The organism is Mesorhizobium sp. M2A.F.Ca.ET.043.05.1.1 (assembly GCF_003952445.1).
Classification (GTDB): domain Bacteria; phylum Pseudomonadota; class Alphaproteobacteria; order Rhizobiales; family Rhizobiaceae; genus Mesorhizobium.
In genome coordinates this window covers 2,411,318-2,432,158 of record NZ_CP034446.1, presented here as the reverse complement: position 1 = coordinate 2,432,158, position 20,841 = coordinate 2,411,318, and the positions used below count along the sequence as shown (strand labels likewise).

25 protein-coding genes are annotated in these 20,841 nt (G+C 64.4%); 13 read left to right on the top strand and 12 right to left on the bottom strand.

The features are described 5' to 3' along the window. Positions 1-24: 24 nt before the first annotated feature. Positions 25-894: a glutathione-dependent disulfide-bond oxidoreductase gene (gene yghU, locus EJ069_RS11865; RefSeq protein WP_042642843.1), complete on the bottom strand. Its 870-nt coding sequence runs from the start codon at positions 892-894 to the stop codon at positions 25-27. Positions 895-1,246: 352 nt separating this feature from the next. On the opposite strand from yghU, the gene EJ069_RS11855 reads away from it, so the two are divergent. Beyond that, on the top strand, positions 1,247-2,149 hold the full coding sequence (locus EJ069_RS11855; RefSeq protein WP_126061437.1) for a S1C family serine protease: 903 nt from the start codon (positions 1,247-1,249) through the stop codon (positions 2,147-2,149). 6 nt (positions 2,150-2,155) lie between these two features. Beyond that, entirely contained in the window at positions 2,156-3,106 is a 951-nt protein-coding gene (locus EJ069_RS11850; protein ID WP_126061436.1) for a LysR family transcriptional regulator, read from the top strand. On the opposite strand, the gene EJ069_RS11845 is transcribed toward EJ069_RS11850, so the two are convergent. Beyond that, positions 3,057-3,794 carry an SDR family oxidoreductase gene (locus tag EJ069_RS11845; RefSeq protein WP_126061435.1) on the bottom strand — a complete coding sequence of 246 codons (738 nt, stop codon included), beginning with the start codon at positions 3,792-3,794 and terminating at the stop codon, positions 3,057-3,059. The two genes, EJ069_RS11850 and EJ069_RS11845, sit on opposite strands and share 50 nt — an antisense overlap. Before the next feature lie 140 nt (positions 3,795-3,934). On the opposite strand from EJ069_RS11845, the gene EJ069_RS11840 reads away from it, so the two are divergent. Beyond that, positions 3,935-4,531, top strand: coding sequence for a YdeI/OmpD-associated family protein (locus tag EJ069_RS11840; protein WP_126061434.1), 597 nt, complete (start codon positions 3,935-3,937; stop codon positions 4,529-4,531). A gap of 169 nt (positions 4,532-4,700) precedes the next feature. On the opposite strand, the gene EJ069_RS11835 is transcribed toward EJ069_RS11840, so the two are convergent. Next, positions 4,701-5,051 (bottom strand): hypothetical protein, encoded by a 351-nt coding sequence (locus EJ069_RS11835; protein WP_126061433.1) that lies wholly within the window; start codon positions 5,049-5,051, stop codon positions 4,701-4,703. A 354-nt stretch (positions 5,052-5,405) separates the two neighbouring features. Here EJ069_RS11835 and EJ069_RS11830 point away from each other — a divergent pair, with 354 nt between their 5' ends. The 7 genes from EJ069_RS11830 to EJ069_RS11800 all read left to right on the top strand — a co-directional run bounded on the left by EJ069_RS11830 (position 5,406) and on the right by EJ069_RS11800 (position 14,598). Beyond that, positions 5,406-6,779 (top strand): adenylate/guanylate cyclase domain-containing protein, encoded by a 1,374-nt coding sequence (locus EJ069_RS11830; protein ID WP_126061432.1) that lies wholly within the window; start codon positions 5,406-5,408, stop codon positions 6,777-6,779. A 266-nt stretch (positions 6,780-7,045) separates the two neighbouring features. After that, the gene (locus tag EJ069_RS11825) at positions 7,046-7,750 is read left to right on the top strand and encodes an SDR family NAD(P)-dependent oxidoreductase (RefSeq protein ID WP_126061431.1); all 705 of its coding nucleotides are present in this window, start codon (positions 7,046-7,048) and stop codon (positions 7,748-7,750) included. 303 nt (positions 7,751-8,053) lie between these two features. Beyond that, positions 8,054-9,514 (top strand): DUF1254 domain-containing protein, encoded by a 1,461-nt coding sequence (locus EJ069_RS11820; protein ID WP_126061430.1) that lies wholly within the window; start codon positions 8,054-8,056, stop codon positions 9,512-9,514. A gap of 476 nt (positions 9,515-9,990) precedes the next feature. Further along, entirely contained in the window at positions 9,991-11,187 is a 1,197-nt protein-coding gene (locus EJ069_RS11815) for a diaminopropionate ammonia-lyase (RefSeq protein ID WP_126061429.1), read from the top strand. A gap of 154 nt (positions 11,188-11,341) precedes the next feature. Next, positions 11,342-13,441, top strand: coding sequence for an EAL domain-containing protein (locus EJ069_RS11810; RefSeq protein WP_126061428.1), 2,100 nt, complete (start codon positions 11,342-11,344; stop codon positions 13,439-13,441). Between the two features lie 106 nt (positions 13,442-13,547). Beyond that, positions 13,548-13,937, top strand: a complete 390-nt coding sequence (locus EJ069_RS11805) for a hypothetical protein (RefSeq protein ID WP_126061427.1) — start codon at positions 13,548-13,550, stop codon at positions 13,935-13,937. Positions 13,938-14,088: 151 nt separating this feature from the next. Continuing rightward, a complete protein-coding gene (locus EJ069_RS11800; protein ID WP_126061426.1) occupies positions 14,089-14,598 on the top strand; it encodes a hypothetical protein in 510 nt (169 codons plus the stop codon). 6 nt (positions 14,599-14,604) lie between these two features. Here EJ069_RS11800 and EJ069_RS11795 read toward each other — a convergent pair whose 3' ends face one another. Beyond that, on the bottom strand, positions 14,605-14,904 hold the full coding sequence (locus EJ069_RS11795) for an AzlD family protein (protein WP_126061425.1): 300 nt from the start codon (positions 14,902-14,904) through the stop codon (positions 14,605-14,607). Continuing rightward, positions 14,901-15,644, bottom strand: coding sequence for an AzlC family ABC transporter permease (locus tag EJ069_RS11790; RefSeq protein ID WP_126061424.1), 744 nt, complete (start codon positions 15,642-15,644; stop codon positions 14,901-14,903). Before EJ069_RS11790 ends, EJ069_RS11795 begins: the two co-directional genes overlap by 4 nt. A gap of 173 nt (positions 15,645-15,817) precedes the next feature. Here EJ069_RS11790 and EJ069_RS11785 point away from each other — a divergent pair, with 173 nt between their 5' ends. Continuing rightward, positions 15,818-16,276, top strand: coding sequence for an Lrp/AsnC family transcriptional regulator (locus tag EJ069_RS11785; RefSeq protein WP_126061423.1), 459 nt, complete (start codon positions 15,818-15,820; stop codon positions 16,274-16,276). Between the two features lie 236 nt (positions 16,277-16,512). Here EJ069_RS11785 and EJ069_RS11780 read toward each other — a convergent pair whose 3' ends face one another. The 5 genes from EJ069_RS11780 to EJ069_RS32735 form a co-directional block, all read right to left on the bottom strand. After that, a complete protein-coding gene (locus EJ069_RS11780; RefSeq protein ID WP_126061422.1) occupies positions 16,513-16,833 on the bottom strand; it encodes a plasmid stabilization protein in 321 nt (106 codons plus the stop codon). A 40-nt stretch (positions 16,834-16,873) separates the two neighbouring features. Then, positions 16,874-17,071, bottom strand: coding sequence for a hypothetical protein (locus tag EJ069_RS11775; protein ID WP_126061421.1), 198 nt, complete (start codon positions 17,069-17,071; stop codon positions 16,874-16,876). Between the two features lie 25 nt (positions 17,072-17,096). Beyond that, complete coding sequence (locus tag EJ069_RS11770) at positions 17,097-17,315, bottom strand: hypothetical protein (protein WP_126061420.1); 219 nt, start codon at positions 17,313-17,315, stop codon at positions 17,097-17,099. A 28-nt stretch (positions 17,316-17,343) separates the two neighbouring features. After that, on the bottom strand, positions 17,344-17,838 hold the full coding sequence (locus tag EJ069_RS11765) for a hypothetical protein (RefSeq protein WP_126061419.1): 495 nt from the start codon (positions 17,836-17,838) through the stop codon (positions 17,344-17,346). A gap of 151 nt (positions 17,839-17,989) precedes the next feature. Next, positions 17,990-18,091 carry a KGG domain-containing protein gene (locus EJ069_RS32735; protein ID WP_189476466.1) on the bottom strand — a complete coding sequence of 34 codons (102 nt, stop codon included), beginning with the start codon at positions 18,089-18,091 and terminating at the stop codon, positions 17,990-17,992. A 388-nt stretch (positions 18,092-18,479) separates the two neighbouring features. Between EJ069_RS32735 and EJ069_RS11755 the strand changes: the two genes are divergently transcribed. Next, positions 18,480-18,755 (top strand): hypothetical protein, encoded by a 276-nt coding sequence (locus EJ069_RS11755; protein ID WP_126061417.1) that lies wholly within the window; start codon positions 18,480-18,482, stop codon positions 18,753-18,755. Positions 18,756-18,801: 46 nt separating this feature from the next. Here EJ069_RS11755 and EJ069_RS11750 read toward each other — a convergent pair whose 3' ends face one another. Both EJ069_RS11750 and EJ069_RS11745 read right to left on the bottom strand, forming a co-directional pair. Then, positions 18,802-19,695, bottom strand: coding sequence for an alpha/beta hydrolase (locus EJ069_RS11750; protein ID WP_126061416.1), 894 nt, complete (start codon positions 19,693-19,695; stop codon positions 18,802-18,804). Positions 19,696-19,730: 35 nt separating this feature from the next. After that, positions 19,731-19,964, bottom strand: a complete 234-nt coding sequence (locus EJ069_RS11745; RefSeq protein WP_042642798.1) for a hypothetical protein — start codon at positions 19,962-19,964, stop codon at positions 19,731-19,733. 152 nt (positions 19,965-20,116) lie between these two features. Here EJ069_RS11745 and EJ069_RS11740 point away from each other — a divergent pair, with 152 nt between their 5' ends. Continuing rightward, on the top strand, positions 20,117-20,836 hold the full coding sequence (locus EJ069_RS11740; RefSeq protein ID WP_126061415.1) for a Crp/Fnr family transcriptional regulator: 720 nt from the start codon (positions 20,117-20,119) through the stop codon (positions 20,834-20,836). The last annotated feature ends 5 nt before the right edge of the window (positions 20,837-20,841 follow it).

Below are 20,841 nucleotides of genomic sequence, written 5' to 3'. Positions count from 1 at the left end.
TCCCCCTCAAGGGGGAGATTATCCTCACTCCGCCGCTTCGAGCTTATCCTGCGTCTTCGTCTCGAAGTCGCTGGCGTCGTGGCGCTCGCGCAGCTGGAAGGCCGGATCGCCGGACATGCGGTTGACCATGCGGCCGCGCGTCACGGCCGGCCGCGCGTCGATCGCGTCGGCCCAGCGCTGCACGTTCTTGTATTCATGCACCGACAGGAACTGCGCGGCATCGTTATAGCTGCGGCCCTTGGCGAGCCCGCCATACCATGGCCACACCGCCATGTCGGCGATCGTGTAGTCGGGGCCTGCCAGATATTCGCTCTCCGCCAGCCGGCGGTCGAGCACGTCCATCTGCCGCTTGGTCTCCATGGCGAAGCGGTCGATGGCATATTCGATCTTTTGCGGCGCATAGGCATAGAAATGGCCGAAGCCGCCGCCGAGATAGGGCGCGGAACCCATCTGCCAGAACAGCCAGGAGAAGGTTTCCGCGCGCGCCGCGCGCTCGGTGGGCAGGAATTCGCCGAATTTTTCCGCGAGATAGGTGAGGATCGAGCCGGACTCGAACACACGCACCGGTTTCGGCTCGCTGTGGTCCATGAGCGCGGGGATCTTCGAATTTGGATTGACCTGGACGAAGCCGCTGCCGAACTGGTCGCCGTCGCCGATCTTGATCAGCCAGGCATCGTATTCCGCGCCGGTGTGGCCCAGCGCCAGAAGCTCCTCGAGCATGATCGTCACTTTCTGGCCGTTGGGCGTGGCCAGCGAGTAGAGCTGCAACGGGTGCTTGCCGACCGGCAGTTCCTTCTCATGCGTCGGGCCGGCGATCGGCCGGTTGATCGAAGCGAACTGGCCGCCATTGGGCTTGTTCCAGGTCCAGACTTTCGGCGGGATGTATTGGTCCATGTCGGAGGCCTTGTGTTTCGCGCAGGGCGGAGCGTTTCTTGAAGGGCGGGAAATCTGCCACGATGCCGATAGACTTAGGTGCGGTTGCGCGCGCGTCAAAGAAAAAAGTTCAACCTTCGTTGAACTAGCGCTTGTGCCAGCATCTTTCCCTTCTCCCCTTGTAGGTGTCGCCGAAGGCGACGGATGAGGGGTGCTCCAGGGAAAGCCGGCGTCTCAGTCCGCTGGAACACCCCTCATCCGTCTCGGCGCTGCGCGCCGATCCACCTTCTCCCACAAGGGGAGAAGGGAAGACCTTGCGCCGCGCTCCTTCGGCCATACTTATAGAACAAAACCCGCAACGCAGGATGGATCGATGACCGTCGAGAAAATTTCGCGCTCCGTCGTTGCCGTGCGCGCCACGGTTCCGGACGACGCTTTCACCGCCAATGCGCTGGGCACGCGCCGCGAGGGCAGCGGCGTGGTGATCCGCGACAATGGCCTTGTGCTTACGATAGGCTACCTCATCACCGAGGCCGAGGAAGTGTGGCTGACCGACCAGGACGGCCGCGTGGTCGCCGCGCATGCGCTGGCCTACGACCAGGAGACGGGCTTTGGCCTCGTGCAGGCGCTGTCGCCGCTCAACCTTCCGGCTGTCCAGTTCGGCGATGCCAGGAAGGCCAATATCGGCGACGCGGTGACGCTTGCCGACGGCATCGGCCAGCAGGTCGACGCCCACATCGTCACCAAGCAGGAATTCGCCGGCTATTGGGAATACCTGATCGACGAGGCGATCTTCATCGCCCCCGCGCATCCGTCCTGGGGCGGGGCGGCGCTGTTCGACCGCGACGGCAAGCTGCTCGGCATCGGCTCGCTGCGGCTGCAGATGAGCCGCGCCGGCGAGGTGGCCGACATCAACATGGTGGTGCCCATCGATCTTCTGACGCCGATCCTGGACGATCTCATCAAGCGCGGCCAGGCGGCGAAAGCGCCGCGTCCGTGGCTCGGCGCCTTCTCGGCCGAGTCGAACGGCATGGTGGTGGTGATGAGCGTCGCCGAAGGCGGCCCGGCAGCCAAGGCGGGCCTGCGCCAGGGCGACATCATCTCCGACGTGCGCGACGGCGAGGTGGACGGTCTGGCCGATTTCTACAGAAAACTCTGGCAGAACCCGGCCGGCTCGGAAATCCCGCTGCGCGTCGTACGCGACGGCCGCGAGACCTGGCTGCGCGTCAAATCCGCCGATCGCAATTCCTTCCTGAAGAAGCCGCAGTTGCAGTAGCGCCGGATGCATCCAAGGCTGCTGAAGACCTTTCTGGCGGTCGCGCGGACGGGCAACCTCACGCGCGCGGCGCAGGAGGTTAATCTCGCCCAGTCGAGCGTCAGCGACCAGATCCAAGCGCTGGAAACCGAGCTTGGCGGCAGCCTGTTCACCCGCTCGCGGCAAGGGCTCACCCTGACGCCGGCGGGCGAGGCCCTGAAACCCTATGCCGAGGACCTGCTGGCGCTTGCCGATGATGCCCGCGGCGCCGTCGATGCCACCAAAGCCGACATGGCAGGCAGCCTGTCGATCGGCGCGCTGGAGACGATCGCCTCGGCAAGGCTGGCTCCATGGCTCGCCGGTTTCCGCGCGGATCACGCCGGCATCGACATCAAGCTCCGGATCGCCGGCAGCGGCGACTTGCTGCGCAGGCTCAGCGATGGCGAGATCGATGTCGCCTTCTGCTTCGAGCGGCCCGCCGAGCTTGATACCGAAGCGCCGGACCAGCGCCTTGCCAGGCGCGTGGTGGCACACGAGCCATTGGCGTTGATCGCCCCGCCTGGCGACAACCGGGCGGATGTCGATCTGGCGGCGCTGGCCGAGAAGGACTTCGTCGCCACCGAGACCGGCTGCGTCTACCGCGCCATGGTCGACAACGCCTTCGGCGAAGCGGGGCTCGGCAAGCCAAGGCTGGCCGCCGAAGCCGGCAGCATCGACGCGATTGCCGGGCTGGTGGCGGCCGGCGCCGGCTTTGCCCTCGTGCCGCGGCTGGCGCTCGCCGCCGCGATCGAGCACGCAGAGGTGGCCGAGCTTGCCTGGCCCGGTCCGGCTCGATCGGTCGATGTTGTGATGACCTGGCGCCGCCGCCGCGTCCAGCCGCCGGCGCTGAAGGCGCTGCTTACAGCGATGGGGGAGGGCTTCACGGAGATCACACCAGCCGGTGCCCGCCCTCGACATGCAGCGTCTCTCCCGTCGTAAAGCCGTTGCCGTTCAGGAAGCGGATCGCGTCGGCAATGTCCTCGGGCTTTCCGACCCGCCCCACGGGCAGGCGCTCCGCCATGGCAGCCAAGGTCTCAGCCTTCCTATCGCCGGCGACGAACTCCCAGATCGGCGTGTCGACCCAACCGGGCGACACGGCGTTGACGCGGATCGGCGCCAGCTCGACCGCCAAGGCCCGCACCAGCCCCTCCAGCGCTGCATTGACGGCGGCGACCACCGAGCCGCGCGCCGCCGGTCGGTAGGCCGCGATGCCGGAGACGAAGGTGAGCGAGCCGGTCGGCGGCAGTTTCGGCGCGCCGTGCTTGGCAAGCAGCAGCGGCCCATAGAACTTGCTCTCCACCACTCGCTGCGCAGCCGAGAGTTCGATCTCGGGCAACAGCCGGTAGGCGCCCTCGATCGCGGCCGCGGTGCTGACGATATGATCGAGCCGCCCGATGCGCTCGAACAGCGCCGCGACTTCATCCTCGCGGCTGACGTCGATCACCGCCGTTTCTAGCGCTCCCGGCCGGCCGAGCCCATCCCGCGCAGCATCCAGCTTCGCTTCGCTGCGCCCGGCGATGATGACGTGCGCGCCTTCCTCGAGACAACGCCTGGCGAGCGCCAGCCCCATGCCCGAACTGCCGCCGACGATCAGGATCTTTTCCATGTCCATGCCTTTCCTTTGCATGGACGGTCATGTGGCAATCCGGCGCTCGAAGCGGAAACGGAAGAAACCGATAGTGTTATCGGAAGGCCCGATGATGGTACAGCCAATCTCCCCCACGAGGGGGAGATCAGCAGCTCCGGCGCCGCGCAAGGAGAATAACGATGGCCCCGATCAAGGTCGATCCCGACAAGGTCCGGGAATTCCCCGATGCCGACAGTTTTTACGCCTGGCTGGCCGACAATCACGCCTCCGAAAGCGAGGTCTGGATCAAGATCCACAAGGTCGGCTCGGGGCTCGCCTCGATCACGCCGAAGGAGGCGATCGACGTCGTGCTCTGCTTCGGCTGGATCGACGCGGTGCGCAAGTCGCTCGACGACAAGAGCTTCCTGCAGCGCTACACGCCGCGCGGTAAAAAGAGCATCTGGAGCAAGATCAACATCGACAATGTCGCGCGCCTGGTCGAGGCGGGCCGCATGACCGAGCACGGCCTGCGCGAGGTCGAGGCTGCCAAGGCCGACGGCCGCTGGGACCGTGCCTATGCCGGCTCGAAGGAGATGGTCCTTCCGCCCGACCTGCAGGCCGCGATCGATGCCGAGCCGAAGGCGAAAGCGATGCTGGAGAAGCTCTCGGCGCAGAACCGTTTCGCGCTCGCCTTCCGCACCCACAACATGAAGACGGAGGCGGGGCGCAAGAAGAAGATCGCCCATCTGGTGGCCATGCTGAAGCGCGGCGACACCATCCATCCGCAGAAGAAGTAAGGCATGATCCCGAAAAGTGGTTGCCGGTTTTCGGAGAAGATCATGCCTCACTAAGGCAACCAAAAACGCCGCCCGGAAGGGAGGGCGGCGTTTTCGGGAAGCGACGATCCTGAACCCTTTGCAAGCGGTCCGGGATCATCCGGTCATGAAGTTCGAAACGCCTCTGGCCTTACGCGGCCTTCTTCGCAACATGCTTCTTCGCATGGTGCTTGCGCACATGGTGCTTCTTCACGTGATGCTTCTTGGCATGATGCTTCGCGTGCTTCTTCACGTGATGATGCTTACGGGCGTGGTGACGGTAATGCTTGCGGTGATGCTTCTTGTGCGGGCCATTGCTGGCCGGCTTGGCGGCGGTCACTGCCGGCTTCGCAGCTTCGGTGGTGGCGGCCGGAGCAGTGGTCGTGGTCGTCGTGGTGGCGGTGGTCGTCGCGGCGGCGTTGGCTTCGGTGGTGCCCAGCGCCGGCACCGCGAAAGCGAGCGCGACGGCAAGGCCGAGTGCGGAAAGAAGGGTCTTTTTCATAATCGGCAACTCCTTGGGTTTCGATCGATATCTCTTGTCGCGCGCCACAATCGTTCGGCTGCTGCGGTGCCGTTTATGACAGCGGGTTTTTTCGCGAGTTTTTCCGGATTATTGAATCTTGTTTCTGGATTGTGTCCGGCATTTCCCCGCCCGTGGAACGGGGGCTGCCTGCTGGTCAAAACCCGACGCGAAACGCGCCTTTCGACCCACCCAGGCGGACTATCGGACTCGACGATGGCGTCCGAGCCGCTGCTGGGCTAATGTCGCCGGAACGAGGCCAAAACGGTGTCCGGCTGACAGACCTGTTGTTAACACCAGCGTCTGGCGCCACTTCGTACTGGAAGATCAGTTCCGATGCCTACGTTGCTGTCATTGCCCGACGACATATCGATCAAATCGGCGCTCGGGGAATCTGTCCTTGAAGCAGCTCGCCGGGCAGATGTCCCGATCGCCTGCGCTTGTGGCGGCAAGGCCAAGTGCTCGACCTGCCGGATTTGGATCCTCGACGGCGCGGACCGCTGCCCGGAGCGCACCGCGCCGGAGCGCGCGCTCGTGGAACGCTTGGGGCTTGGCAACAACGTACGCCTGGCATGCCAGCTCAGGCCTGACGCCGACATCACCTTCCGCAGGCTCGTACTCGACGAGACCGACCTGCGAATGACCAGTCAGTTGCTGCCGCACAGGTCCACCAGTGCGGGCGAGCTGAAGTCGGTCGTCATTTTCTTCAGCGACGTCGCCGGGTTCACCCATTTCTCCGAAACTTTGACGCCCTACGATGTCATGTATCTGCTCAATCGGTATTTCACTCAGGTTGCCGAAGTCATCGAGCTCAACGACGGCTACATCGACAAGTTCGTCGGCGACGGGCTTATGGCGATATTCGGCGTGCAGGGCCAGGACGATGCACCGGTGCGCGCCGTCAATGCGGCCCTGCAGACGCTTGCCACGGTCGATCGGCTGAAGCCCTTTTTTGCCTCGATGTATGGCATCGACTTCGATATTCGCGTCGGCTTGCATCTGGGCGAAGCGGTGATCGGCTCGGTCGGATCACCCGGCAACGAGCGCCTGACGGCTATCGGCGATGCGGTCAATGTGGCGAGCCGCGTCGAAGCGGCCAACAAGGAGGCCGGAACCCGCCTCCTGATAACCGAGACGCTCTATGAACAGGTCGAGGGTGAGGTTGAAATATCCGATTTCATTCGAGTGCGTTTGCGCGGTACCTCCGACCGAATTACGCTCTACGAGATAAAGAAGCTGAAGGTTGAAGCCGAGCGCCGGCTGAACGAAAAAGGCGCGCGGGAGACTATGCAGCTGGGCGGCAAGACCTGGCATCGGACGGTTGCCACGAGCGAACTGAAGGATGGCGACCACAAAGTCATCGAGTTCCAGGCGCTCTATGCCGTGATTTTGCGCAGGGGCGGGCGCGTCTATGCCTTTAACAATGCCTGCCCGCATTTGAAGTTGCCATTCTTCGAGACTGGCTCGAGGGCCAACGGCCACGCAGGACGGACGAGCACTTTCGGCGAGGACGGCACGCTGGTGTGTCGCTGGCATCACAGCGGATTCGATCTGGATACAGGCGAAATCGTAAGGTGGTGCGAGGCGCTCAATGAGGACGGAACTTCGGCCGGCATGGAGATTCTCGGCGATATTTCAAAGAACCGGGCTCCGCTGCACCTCTTTCCGTGCCGCGAGGAGGATGGCTACATCTGGATCGGTTTCGATTGAGCGTACCGCCAGGTCATGCCAAACGCCCGCCAATCTGCTGTCGGTCCGGCCGGTAAAGTCCTCCACCCGAGTTGGTACCGTTCGGCCCTAGAGCAAAATTCCAGGAAAAGTGCTTAGCGGGTTTCCGTCCGGAATTGCCCAGAAACAAAGACCGCGCCCATTCATGAGCAGCATTGCGCAATGAGTGCCAATTCGGCGCTCTAATCGGTCGGCGTGATCGATGCCATCTTGGCTGTCGGTAAGAGGAAATTGAAGGAACAGCAGCAATGACCAACACCAAGAATTCCGACAAGGTGGCCCTGGTCACCGGCGGCAATCGCGGCATCGGCCTGGAAACGGCCCGCCAGCTCGCGGAACTCGCCTTCACCGTGCTGATCGGCGTGCGTGACGTCGCCAAGGGCGAGGCGGCAGCCAGGAAGATCGGCGGCAAGATCGAAGCCATCGCGCTCGATGTCGCCGCCCATGATGCCGCCGCCCACGCCGTGGCGGAGGTCCAGCGCCGCTTCGGCCAGCTCGACGTTTTGGTGAACAACGCCGCGATCCATTACGACCCGTCGGCGCGGGCGCTGAAGCCCGACTGGACAGTGATCCGCGAGGCCTTCGAGACCAATGTCTTCGGCGCCTGGCGCGTCGCCGCCGCCTTTGCGCCGCTGCTCAGCGTTTCCGGCCATGGCCGGCTGGTCAACGTTTCGTCGGAAGGCGGCTCGCTCGCCTCGATGGGTTCCGGCGCGCCGGCCTATTCGACCAGCAAGGCGACGCTCAACGCCCTGACCCGCATCCTCTCGGCCGAGTTGCGCGGGGCGGGCGTGCTCGTCAATTCGATCTGCCCAGGCTGGGTCGCGACCGACATGGGCGGACCGGGCGGACGCCCGGTGGCGCAAGGCGCTGCCGGCATCGTCTGGGCCGCGACCTTGCCCGACGACGGCCCGACCGGCGGCTTCTTTCGCGATGGCAAGCGGTTGCCGTGGTGAACTATCGGCTTTCGGCTGCACCCTTACCCCGCCGGCAACCTCCAGCCTCCCCTTCACCCTGTCCGTCGCCACAAAAGCCCGGAAGCGTTGTAACCGTCCGGTGAGGGTTGCGATCAGCCTGCGGCGAGCCAAGCGAGCGGATCGACTGTCATTGAGAGGTCGATCCGCGCCCTTGACGCAGATCAATCCGGCCCGCAGCACATTAGCGTATGTGAATATATGGGCGCGACCTTCTGAGCGACGGGTTAGTCCCTCGGATCGGGGAGGTACAAGGACGCCTGGGTAAGTTCATAGGAGACTGTCGTGAATTCTACCAATATTCTTCGCAGCTTTCTCATTTCAGCCGCCATTGCGGCGGTTCCCCTGAGCGCAGCCAACGCTGGCGACGCTATTTCTGAGGAAGAGGCCCACGCTATCGGCGTGGATGCGTACCTCTATTTCTATCCGCTGATCACAATGGACATCACTCGGAAGCAGCTGACCAACCTCGAGGGCAGCCCGGGCTCAATCGGCGGCCCTCCGAACCGCTTCGCCAACATTTCCGCATTTCCACCAGCAGACATGAAGGTGGTTGTTCGTCCGAACTTTGACACCCTGTACTCGAGCGCCTGGCTCGACGTGACGAAGGAGCCGGTGGTGGTGTCGGCTCCAGATACGCAGGGCCGCTTTTATCTGCTGCCGATGCTCGATATGTGGTCCGATGTCTTTGCCTCCCCAGGCTGGCGCACGACGGGAACGGCGGCGGGGAATTTCCTGATTGCGCCCCCGGGCTGGCGGTCCGATCTTCGCGATAAGTTCGATGAATTCAAGCTGCCCGCGGGAACCCAAAGGATCGATGCTCCAACGCCATATGTCTGGATCATCGGTCGAACCAAGACCGATGGACCATCGGACTACGATGCCGTTCACAAGGTCCAGAATGGCTACAAAATCACATTGCTATCGGAGTGGGGCAAGGACACCAAACCGGCCGAGGTCAAGATCGATCCGTCGATCGACATGAAGACGCCGCCCAAGACCCAGGTCGACACCACGCCCGCCGACAAGTATTTTGCATACGCCGCCGAGTTGCTGAAGCTGCACCCGTCGCACCTGACCGACCAGCCGATCCTGGCTCGGCTGAAGCGCATAGGGTTCGAGCCGGGCAAGAGCTTCGATCTGTCGACAGCGGATGCGGCAATCCAGAAGGGCCTCCAGACCGCACCGCAGGATGCCCAAGCGCTGATGGCTTGGAAGATCAACACGCTTGCGCGCGTTGCAAATGGCTGGTCGATGAACACCGACACGATGGGGGTTTACGGCAATTACTACCTGAAGCGCGCCATTATCGCGCGAGAGGGTCTCGGCGCCAATTTGCCCGAGGATGCCATCTATCCGCTCAACCTCGGCGACGAAGCCGGTCAGCCGCTGGATGGCAAGAACGCCTACACCGTCCATTTCGAAAAAGGTGGACTGCCGCCGGCCGCTGCCTTCTGGTCGATCACGCTCTATGACAATCAGGGCTTCCAGGTCGCCAACGCCTTGAACCGGTTTGCCGTCAGCAGCTGGATGCCATTCCGATATAACGCGGACGGATCGCTTGATCTCTATTTCCAGAATGGCAGCCCTGGCACCGACAAAGAAGCGAACTGGTTGCCTGCTCCTGAGGGGCCATTCACTCTGACAATGCGTCTCTACGCGCCCAAGCCGGATGCTCTGACGGGCAAGTGGACACCGCCGACGGTCATGAAATCGGGTGCCATTCCGTCTGTGACGGTGCAGTAAGCCGACCACGAAGAAAGTTGACGAGCGGCGAGCCTCTGCCATGAGGCCGCCGCTCTAACATTCCGGCGATGTCAGAACGCACTGCTTAGACATCTGCCACACCGCGCTGCCAAGAAGCCGACGCAAGGGGCTCTTTGCGCCAGCGAAACAGTTGCTCGAATGCACGCCAGCTGCCTGCGACACTTCCGTGACCGTTACGCCAGGCTCCCAGCGTCGCTGCTGTCAGGGGCTCCATCTCCGACCGCGACCGGCGACGACAGCGCTGCCGGATACGATTACCTCCACGCGCGACATCGTCGCGCCGCTAGGCCAAATAACCCCAAAAATAGTCAAGTTGGCGGTGGCGAGCCCTCCGAAACGAACATCCGGCGACATCCAATCGAAACAAACTTCAATCACTTAGCCAATGAAAGCGTCCAGAGTCGCGCCCGAATCGCGCCGGCCGACAGAATTCAGTGCCTCGCAGGAAGACTAGCATGCTGCTTCTCAACCAACGCCCAGAACACAACCAGCCGTTGGTTGCCGCCGATGCCGAGTCGCTCGGCATGGCGGGAGGCGAGCGGGCCGAGCGTTACCTCAAGGCGCGCCAAAGCGATGCCGAAACACCGCTGCACGCCTTGCCGGCATTGGCCGGCGAGCTCGGCATCGCCGCGCTTCATGTCAAGGACGAGGGCCAGCGTCTTGGCCTTGGCTCCTTCAAGGCGCTGGGCGGTGCCTATGCCGTGATGCGTCTGGTGCTGGAGGAGGCCGGCAAGTGGCTCGGGCGAGACGTCGATATCGGCGAGATAAACGACGCCCGGGTGCGCCAGATCGCCTCCGGCATGATCTTCGTCTGCGCCACCGACGGCAACCATGGCCGCTCGGTCGCGCAGGGCGCCAGCCTTGTCGGCGCGCGTTCGGTGATCTTCGTCCATGCCGGCGTAAGCCGCGAGCGGGTCGCGGCCATCGCCCGCTTCGGCGCCGAGATCGTCGAGGTCGAGGGCGGCTATGACCAAGCGGTGCGCGAGGTCGCTCGCGTCGGCGCCGAGCGCGGCTGGAAGATCGTCTCCAACACCTCCTGGCTCGGCTATGAGCGCGTCCCCGGCCTGGTCATGCAGGGCTATACGGTGATCGTGCGCGAGACGCTGCGGCGTCTGCCCGAGCCGCCAACGCATGTCTTCCTGCAGGCCGGCGTCGGCGGCTTCGCGGCCGCGATCGCCGGCCATATGGCGGTCATGCTCGGCTCCAGGCGGCCGAAGGCCGTGGTGGTGGAGCCGGAGCGCTCGGCCTGCGTCTACGCTTCGGCTGAGGCCGGCCGTCCGGCAACGATCGCCAATCAGGAGCCGACAGTGATGACGATGCTCGAATGCGCCGAGCCGTCCCTCGTAGCCTGGCGCGTGCTGGCGCGCGTCGGCGATGCCTTCATGACGGTGGACGAAGAGGATGCGGTCGCGGTGATGAAGCGGCTGGCGTGGCCGCTCGGCAACGACCCGGCCATTATCTCCGGCGAGAGCGGCGGGGCAGGCCTCGCCGGGCTGGTCCGCGCCGCGGGCGACAGGCGCATGCGCGCTGCGCTCGGCCTCGACAAGCGTTCGCGCGTGCTCGTCATCAACTCGGAGGGAGCGACCGACCATGGCCGCTTTGCCGAGCTGGTCGGGATGGCGCCCGAAGAGGTCTTCCTGCAGACTGCCTGAGAGGTCTGCCGGCTTTCGTCGCTCGGAAAGCCAATCCGCTGCGCGGACCGCCCCTCAACCCCCACAAGCGGGGAAATCAGCTGGCCCACCCCCGGTAACTCTTTCTTCTCTGCTTTCATGCAACACTGCCAGAACCGGGTGGCACGAACAAAGTATGGCGGACGACAACAAACGCAACGGCAAGTTCTGGGCGCAGGCGCTTGATCGCGCTTATCTGGGCCTTTGGGACTGGAATCTGTCGACTGGCGATTGCTACTATTCGCCGACCTGGTCGAAGATGCTGGGCTATGAGCCGGACGAGCTCGCCAACACGTCCGATCTCTGGCTGAAGCTTACGCATCCCGACGACCGTCAGCGCGCGCAGGAAAGCGGCGACCGGCATATTGCGGGCCTCGTCGATTCGATCGAGACCGAGCTTCGCTTGCGCCACAAGCATGGCCACTGGGTCTGGGTTCTCGACCGTGGCGGCATTGTCGAGCGCGACGCCGACGGCAAGCCGCTTCGGCTGATGGGCGTGCAGACCGACATCACCCGCCAGAAAGAGGCCGAGGCGGCGCTCGAGCAGGTCAATGTCCGCTTCCGTCTGGCGCTTGCCGCCAGCGGCACCGGCATCTGGCATCACGATATCGGCACCAGGAAAAGCTACTGGGACGCGCGCACCCGCGAATTCGGCCTGGTTGCCGACACGGATGAGGTGATGGCAGATCTGTGGCACACCTATCTTCATCCCGACGACAAGGACGCCACCGAGCGAGCCCACCAGATCGAGCCCGGCTCGAACAGCGTCGTTGCCTCGCAATACCGCATCGTCCTGCGTGACGGCCAGATCCGCCATGTCGAGTCGCTGGTGCGTTTCGTTGCCGGCGTCGGCTCGGCCGGGCAGATCTTGGGCACCGTGCGCGACATCACCGAGGAGAAGATGCGCGCCGAGGGACTTGCCTTTGCCGCGCGCCACGACGCCCTGACCGGTCTGCTCAACCGTTCCGCCTTCGACCGGCTGCTCGCTGAGAACATCGCCATGGTCGAGCGCCTGCCGCTGGCGGTGTTTTACGTCGACCTCGACTACTTCAAGGCGCTCAACGACTATGCCGGTCATGCCGCCGGCGACCTGGCGCTGAAGAGCGTCGCGGCGGGCATCCTCGCCAGCCTGCCCGCGTCGGCGCGTGCGGCGCGCCTCGGCGGCGATGAATTCGCGCTGATGGTGCCGAACTGCAATGACGCTTGCGCCGAGCGCATCGCCCGCGGCGTGCTCGCCGCGGTGCGCGATGCCGATCTCGGCTCGGCGGTCACCTCGCGCAGGCTTGCCGCCAGCATCGGCATTGCCTTCGTGCGCGACCGCAACATGAGCGTGGCCGATGCGCTCGCCTGCGCCGACGATGCCTGCTACGCCGCCAAGGCCGGCGGCCGCGACCGTTTCGCCGTATTCTCGCCCGACACGACGTCCGGCGCCGGCGGGCTCAACGCCGCGCGGCTGGCCGCCGACCTTGTCGACGCGATGGAGGATGGCCGGTTGAAGCTGTTCGGCCAGGAGATCCATCGGCTCGGCCTGCCGTGGGAGGACAGCCCCCATGTCGAGGTGCTGGCCAGGCTCGAGGCCCGCACCGGCACGATGATCCCGCCCGGCGATTTCATGCCCGTCGCCGAACGTTTCGGCCTTGCCGCGCGGCTCGACCGCTGGATCATCCGCACCGCACTGACGCGCCACGGCGAGGCGATGCGCGCGGGCGCCATCGCGCTCGACTTCAACCTGTCGGCGCAGACGCTTTCCGACCCGCAGCTCTGGGCTTTCGTCGACGAGGCCATCGCCGAGAGCGGCGCGCCGCCGTCGGCCATCGGCTTCGAGATCACGGAGACCGCTGCCGTCACCAATTTCGACGCGGCGGCCGAGTTCGTGCGCAAGGCGAGGCTCCGCCATTGTCGCGTCAGCCTCGACGATTTCGGCGCCGGCATGAGCTCGTTCGAATATCTCAGGCGCTTCCCCATCGACGCCATCAAGATCGACGGTTCCTTCGTCGAGCACATCGCCGAAAGCCGCTTCGACCGCGAGATCGTTTCGGCGATCGCCGGCATCGCCCGATCGATGGGCGCCGCCGTGGTGGCCGAAAAAGTCGAGGAGAAAAACGCGCTGGAGATACTCATGGGCATGGGCGTCGCCTATGGCCAGGGTTATTTCCTGCACCGGCCCGAACCGCTGGAGGCGATCGTGGCGCGGGCGACGGGCAGATTGACTTTGCCTGCCAGGCGGCAGATGTAAATAAGCGATGGCTAAAATTCGAATCACCTGTTTAAGCGCGCCGTAATGCGGCCGGGCGGATGATCAGCCATGGACAATGGAGGCTCGCGGGCCGGAAGGAGATATTATGAAGGCTTTTCCCTTGCTGCTGACGGCTTCGGTCTCGCTGCTTGGCATTCTGGCGGCGCAACCGTCGCTCGCAGGCTCCGATCACGGCGCGGCGCCCGTGCAGGACGATCAGGTGACCGCACCGGTGCAGGACGATCAAGAGCAGAGTGCCACAGGCAGCCAGGAAGATGATCAGGCCACCGCTGAAAATGAACAGGGGGACGATGATGGCGTCGACGCCGGCTCGCACCAAGGCGACCAGGGTGACGACGCAGGCGATGATCAGGGCGATCATAACCAGGGCGGCGGCGAAAGTGGCGGCGACAGCGGCAGCCATGACGGGGGCGGGGACAGCGGCGGGCATGACGGCGGCGGCGAGGGTGGCGGTGGCGGTGGCGGCGACGACTGAGGTTCGGCATTGAGCCAAACCGGAGATAGCGCGGTTCATCGTTAAAAGGTGAACCATCGTTCTATCGAACTCTTAGGACAACCGGGTTATTTCCTGTGAAACGCTTCGCTCGGGACATGAGGTCTTGGCTTGACTGTCCGGCGTCCGGTCCATGACGGACGGGCGCGTGCGAGACCCGGCAATGTCCTCGACGCTCAGCACCGCGCTTGTGATCCTGCTGCCGCAGCGCCTGCCGCCAACGGTCAGACCCGCCGCGAGCATCGACGGAGTCTCCGGCCCGGCGGCTTCGCCGGTCATGCAGCCCGCGATCTCGGCATCCACGTTCAGCCTCGACGGCCTCAATATCACGGCAACCAAGGTCCGGCTGATGCAGCAAGCGGGCAAGGAATTCGGCGTCGACCAGACCGACTACGAGTCCGTGTCTTCCTACGGTTCGGCGATCAAGAGCGCCGTCGAGGCGTTGAAACGGCAATCTCCGGCGGCGGTCGCCAAGATCGAAAGGCAGCTTGGCCTGGATCAGCTTGGCGTTTCGCTGGATACGCTCGTCAACGCGATCGTCCGCCCGCAAGGCGGCGAAAGCGACAGGCTGGATGCCGCGTTGAAGCGGCACGCAAGCGGGGAAGGCGACCAGCCGGACGAGCTCGGGCTCTACAGCCTCTGAGGCCGGTTATCCGATCAGCCACCGCAACACGCCCGCCGAGGCCACCCCGATCACAACTGTCGGCAGCATCGACAGCCGCGTCGCGGCAAGCAGGGTGATGGCTAAAGCCGCGAGGTCGGCCGGATTCCCCGAGACGAAATCCGGCGCGATCACCGCGATCAGCACGCAGCCGGGCGCGGCTTCCATCACCGCCGTGGCGCGCGGGCTGAGCGCGCGGTTCCTGAGCACAACATAGCCGCCGATACGGGTGAGATATGTCACGCCGGCCATCGCCAGGATGGCAAGCAAGGTCATCGGGTCGATCATGTCTCGCCTGCCAGGAACCACGCGGCCACCAGGCCGGACAGCGCGCCGGCCGCCACATACCAGGCGCCGGGCACGAGGAGATAAATGAGCGCCGCCGCCCCGAGGCTGACCAGCCAGGGCCGCGCCGCGGCAAAGCCCTTCCACATGCCCCTCAGCAGCACCAGGAAGACGGCCGGGAAGGCCATCGCGAAACCATATGTCTCGACATCGCCGAGCACGGGCCCAAGCGCCGCGCCGCAGGTCGTGAAGGCTACCCAGGCGAGGTAGACGGCCAAGCTGGCGCCGAGATAGAAGGGCAGGCTGAAGGCCGGCCGCATGCCGGCGGCGGCACGGCGTTGCGCGTCCGCAAGCCCAACCGCCCAGCTCTCGTCGCACATCAAAAACAGCGCCGGAAAAACCTGGCGCTTCGGTAGGTGCCTGATGAAAGGCGCAAGCGCTGCGCCCATCAGGAAATGCCGGCTGTTGACCAAAAGCGTGATGGCGGCGATCAGCAGGACATGCGGCGGCGAGGTCCAGAGCTGGATCGCGGCGAATTCGGAGCCGCCGGCAAAATTGAGCCCGGTCATCAGCGGCACCTCGAGCACGCTGAGGCCCCTCTGCGCGGCCTGCGCGCCGAGCACCAGCGCATAGGGGACGACGCCGAGCAGCACAGGCGTCGCGGCAGCGAGCCCGCGCCGGAACTCGGCGCCGCGCCTGTTGGCGGCCTTGCCCTCGGCGAGGGCGATCTCGGAAACGCTCATGGCTTTGCTTTCGGCTGGCCTTGGGGCCATCCGTTCTCCCGTTCGGTGTGGGGTTGTTGTCGGTCCCGGAACCATAGCCGAAACGCGCGGCAATCGGGTTGCGAAAATGCGCTATTCCTGCCAAAATTCGGCATTGGATAGCGCGTTCACCTGAAGAGTTGGAATCTGTAACCATGAAGCTCGATGAGATCGACAGACGTATCCTGCGCGCCCTGCAGCGCGACGGGCGCATGGCAAACAACGATCTTGCCAGGCAAGTCGGTCTCTCGCCGTCGCCCTGCCTGCGGCGCGTGAAACTGCTCGAAGAGGCGGGCGTGATCGACCGCTATGTCGCTGTGCTCAACCCGGCCAAGATCGGCCGCGGCCAGACCTTCTTCACCCGCATCTGGCTCCAGCAGCAGGACGAGGACACGATCGAGCATTTCGCCGCCGAGGTGGCGAAGTTCCCCGAAGTGATGGAGTGCTATCTGATGATGGGCGACTGCGACGCGCTGGTGCGGATCGTGGCGGCCGGCATCGACGACTACCGCCGCTTCCAGTCGGAGCATCTGAGCCGCATCAAGGGCGTGCAGAACGTCAAGACGGACGTGCCCAGCCAGATCATCAAGCAGACTTCGGAGATGCCGCTGTAGGGCTTCTTCCTTCTCCCCTTGTGGGGTCCGAAGGACGGGGCGAGACCCGTGGCTCGCCCCCCGGGTGGTGGATCGGCGCGCAGCGCCGAGACGGATGAGGGGTGTTGGAAGGATCGCTGCGATGAAGAAATGGGCGCTTGAAGCATCCTATTCTTCAGCGCGTCGTTTCTTCCAGCACCCCTCATCCGTCGCCTTCGGCGACACCTTCTCCCACAAGGGGAGAAGGAGGAGGCCGCTCAATGATGCGCGTGGTGCTCCGCATTGCGCTTGCGCGTTGCGGCAGCCTTCTTCGCCGAAGCCGATCTGTCCGCCGCGGAGCGCTCGCCCGAGGCCTTGCCGCCCATCCTGCCGCCCTTATGCGCGGCCGGATGGCCGGTGTGCTTGCCGCGTCCCGATCCGCCTTCCTTCTTGCCGCCGCCATCGTCCTTGTTGACGGTCGCCCAGGCGCGCCGTTCGGCTTCCTTTTCGGAAACGCCGCGCTTCTCGTAGCCTTCGGCGATATGGTCGGCCTTGCGTTCCTGCTTGTCGGTGTATTTCGATTTGTCGCCACGTGGCATTTTTCTTCTCCTTGTTGCGCTGAGTGAATTCGGGAAGGGATTAATCGCCCTTCTTCTTGGCGACGTCGCCAAGGTCGGAGCGTTCCGGGTCCTTGTTGTTCTCGCCGGCGGCGTCGCGGTTCTCGTCGGGATCGTCCTCCGGCGGCAGGTAGCCGCGCGGCTTGTTGGCCTTCGGGCCCTCCCAGCGCGGCCATTGATCGGACGTTCCAGCTCGTCCCTTCTTCGGTGAATTGCTCATCCTTGCCTCGCTTTCCGGAGGGCGTTCAGCCTTCCGCCTTCATGGTTCGTGCGATCTCGAGCAGCTTGGCGCGGTCGTGTCCGTGCTCGCGGATCAACTCGCGCGCCTGCTTCGGCGAAAGGTCGGTGTTCTCGGCCAGGAACCGCACGTCGGGATCGTCGCCGCCCTTGACAGGCAGAGTGCCGCCATGTGGCGCGTTCGCGGCGCCCGGCCGGTGCGGTATGTTGTCGTTTGCCTGCGTCATTGCGCGTCTCCTTTGCTTCGGCGCCGTGTCAGTCCGCCGCCTCCGACTGCTTGCGGCGTGCTTCCTTCTTGCGGCGCAGCACTTCGTCGGTCCCGACGATGTCCTTGGAGCCGCCGGTGATCGCGGTGGAAACCACGGCCGGCGGATCGCTGGCCGGGAAACTGTCCTCGAGGCCAGACTGCAACTGCTCTTCCAGCGTGTCCGGATCCTCCGAGCGGCCTTCCGTGCGGCGCTCGTCGATTGGTTCAAGGTCCTGCTTGGCGTCGGGATGCTCACGCGCGTTGCGGAGCGTCGACACGATGAGCTCGACCGCGAACTCCTTCATGGCCTCGGCATCCAGAGCGGCCACGTCTGTCTCCTCGACCAGGCGCACCAGCGACTGTTCGATCTTGTCCAATTCACGCACGCCCTGGCAGCGCGCCAGTTTTTGCGCCAAGGCATGGATCAGCAGGGGACCGAAGGTCGAATAGGCCTTCATGCGGGTCTCATCGACGCGTTCGGGATGAAGGGAATGCAAGGACATTGGTGCCTCCGTTGAACATCCTGCGGCGACGGCAGCCTGCTACGGCGGCCGCTCCTAAGGTCAACTGGAGGACGGGGAAGATGTTCCATCCCGGGATCGATCGCGCCGGGCAAATGAGATGGCGCCTGCGACCGCGGACGCCATCTTGAATTCAGCGCTGGCCGCCCTTTTGGCCTGCTTCCGAGGCGCGCTGACGGTCTTCGGCGAAGTTGCCGCTGCCGCCTCTGTGCTGGCCCGCGCTCCGCTGACCCATATTGCGGTCCTCGGCCTGCTGCTGTCCACCGCCGCGGCGCTGATCGTCGCGGTTCTTGTGGCTCTGCTGGCCGGCCTTGACGTGCTGTTCGTGGGTTCCGCCTTGATTGGGCATATCCAATTCTCCGTTGGTTCGGATTGTTCTTCAGGGTTGAATCAAGGACGCGTTCGACATCCTTGAGTAGGGGGAACAAGCGCCGGCAACCGATGTTCCGCCCGAAATATTTCGTGACTCCGCCCGACTGAAGTCCGACCCGGCAAGCGCATTGGACTGGCTTGTGCAACCAATGGGCTTTCTGCGAATTGGTGAGCGGCCGACGAGAAAACCCCTTCATCGCCGACCGTACTGGTGCCCGCCGATCGCCCCCCGCGCAAGTCGGCGGGCACCAATGTCCACGAACAAGAAGGCCGCGAAGCCGGCCCCGGAGCGAGACGACGTTTTGACCTATATCTCTGCAAAGCCCAACCGGCAGGCTGTCGAAACCCCGCCTGCCAACGACAATCAACCTGCCGCGCCTTTCGATCTTTCATTCCTCGACGACATCAATGATGAGGCTGAGATAGCCGACATCGCCAGGCGCGCGGAGCGTCTGGGCCATGCCGCGCTTATCGCAATGGCGATCGGCCTTGCGGCGGCGCCGTTGCTTTACCTGATGCTTGCGTGAGCCGTCCCGTCGGGCGCTTGGCGGGCCGGTGCCAACGCCCGCAGGGCTATCTTCCGGAGAAGAATGCGTCGAGCGTGGCTGCCGTTTCGATCGGCGACTCCTCCGGAAAGAAATGACCGCCGGGCAAGGCGCCGCCGCTGACGTCGTCGGCCCAGTTCCGCCACAGCGCCTCCGGGCCGCCTTCCTCGACGTACCACTCGGCCAGCGCTCCATGTTCGCTCCATAGCGCCATCAGCGGGCAAGCGATGTGCCGGCCGGTCCTCCTGTCGGCATGGTCATGCTCGCGGTCGAGGGACGCCGCCGCGCGATATTCTTCGCAAATGGCATGGATGTGCGCCGGGTCGCGCAGCGCGTCGACATAGAGTTGCCGCACCCCGGGCGGAAACGCGTCGGGCGACGATCCCCAGCCGGAAAGCGCATTGTCGACGATGGCATCGGCGGCGGCCGCGAGCATCGTCTCCGGCAGCGGCTCGGGTTGCGCCAGCAACGACCACGGCCAGTAGCCGAGGGCCAGTCTGGCGTCGGCGCGGTCCCACGCATCGGCGGTGGGAATGATGTCGAGCACAGCGAGCTTCTCGACGCGATCCGGATGGTCGAGCGCCAGCCGGTAGGCGACACGCCCGCCGCGATCGTGACCGGCGACCATGAAGCGTCTGAAACCCAATTTCTCCATCAGCGCCACCATGTCGGCGGCCATGGCGCGCTTGGCATAGGGCGCATGGTCGGCGGCCGATGGCGGGCAGGAGCTTTGCCCATAGCCGCGCAAATCGGCGCAGACGACCGTGAAATCCCGCGCCAGGATTGGCGCGACCTCGCGCCACATCGCATGCGTCTGCGGAAAGCCGTGCAGCAGAAGCAGGCCGGGGCCGGCGCCGCCGCGGCGGGCGAAGATCCTGGCCTCACCCGCGTCGATCTCACGGCTGTCGAAATCGTCGAACATGCTTGCCTCCGGTGTCTGGACCGGCGCCGGCCGCCTCAAGTCCAGGCCGAATCCAGCGTCAGCGACGCTTCGAAGATCTGGTCGCGCTTTTCGTCGAGCACCTTGACCGTGATGGTCAGATGCCTGCCGCCCGGCATCTCGTCGCGGGCGACGTCATGCAGGATGCGCAGTGCCTCCATGCCGGCACGCTCGCGGTTGGCGAAGAGCTGTCCCTCGGTATCTTCCTGGCTGTGCTCGGTGTTGTAAAGGTCGAAATAGAAGCGTTGCATCGGTACGTCGGTCCCAATCCGACGGTCAATTCGCGGGCGCGATCATGGTTCCAAACATCTGATCCAGAGGGAGAATCGGCCACCTTAAGGCGCGGAATCCTCGCAACCAGCGTCGGCCTACGGCGTTAGCAGTGGCGAATGGAGGCAGCCGGATGCTGGAATCACTCTATCTCAATCTCGGCCAGCACGACGCGCTCTCGGACGAAGAGAAAGCGTTGCTCACATCGACCCTGTCGATCGAGAAATATTTCGGCGTGGGAGAGGATATCGTTGTCGAAGGAAGCAGGCCGACCTACAGCACCCTGATCATCGACGGGCTGGCTGCCCGCTACAAGGTTCTGGAGGACGGGGGTCGCCAGTTTACCTCGCTGCAGGTCGCGGGCGATTTCGTGGACCTGCATGCATTCCTGCTCAAGACGATGGATCACGGCATCATCGCGCTGTCGCCCTGTCATGTGGCGGCGGCCGAGCACAGCAAGCTCAAGACGATCACCGAGCAGGCGCCGCATCTCACCCGATTGCTCTGGCTGGACACGCTGGTCGATGGTGCCATCCACCGCGAATGGATCGTGGCCATGGGGCGCCGCTCAAAGCTGTCCCATCTCGCGCATCTGATATGCGAGCTGTTCGTCAGGCTTCAGGTGGTGAAGAAGACGCGCGACATGAGCTTCCACCTGCCGCTGTCGCAGGCCCAGCTCGCCGACGTGCTGGGCCTGTCCGTCGTCCATATGAACAGGGTGATCGGAACGCTGCGACGCATGAACGTCATCAGCTGGACCAACCATATGATCACGATCCTCGACTGGGAGCGGCTGGTCACGATCGCCGAATTCGATCCGACCTATCTCAGCATGTCGCGCGAGCCGAGATAGACCGG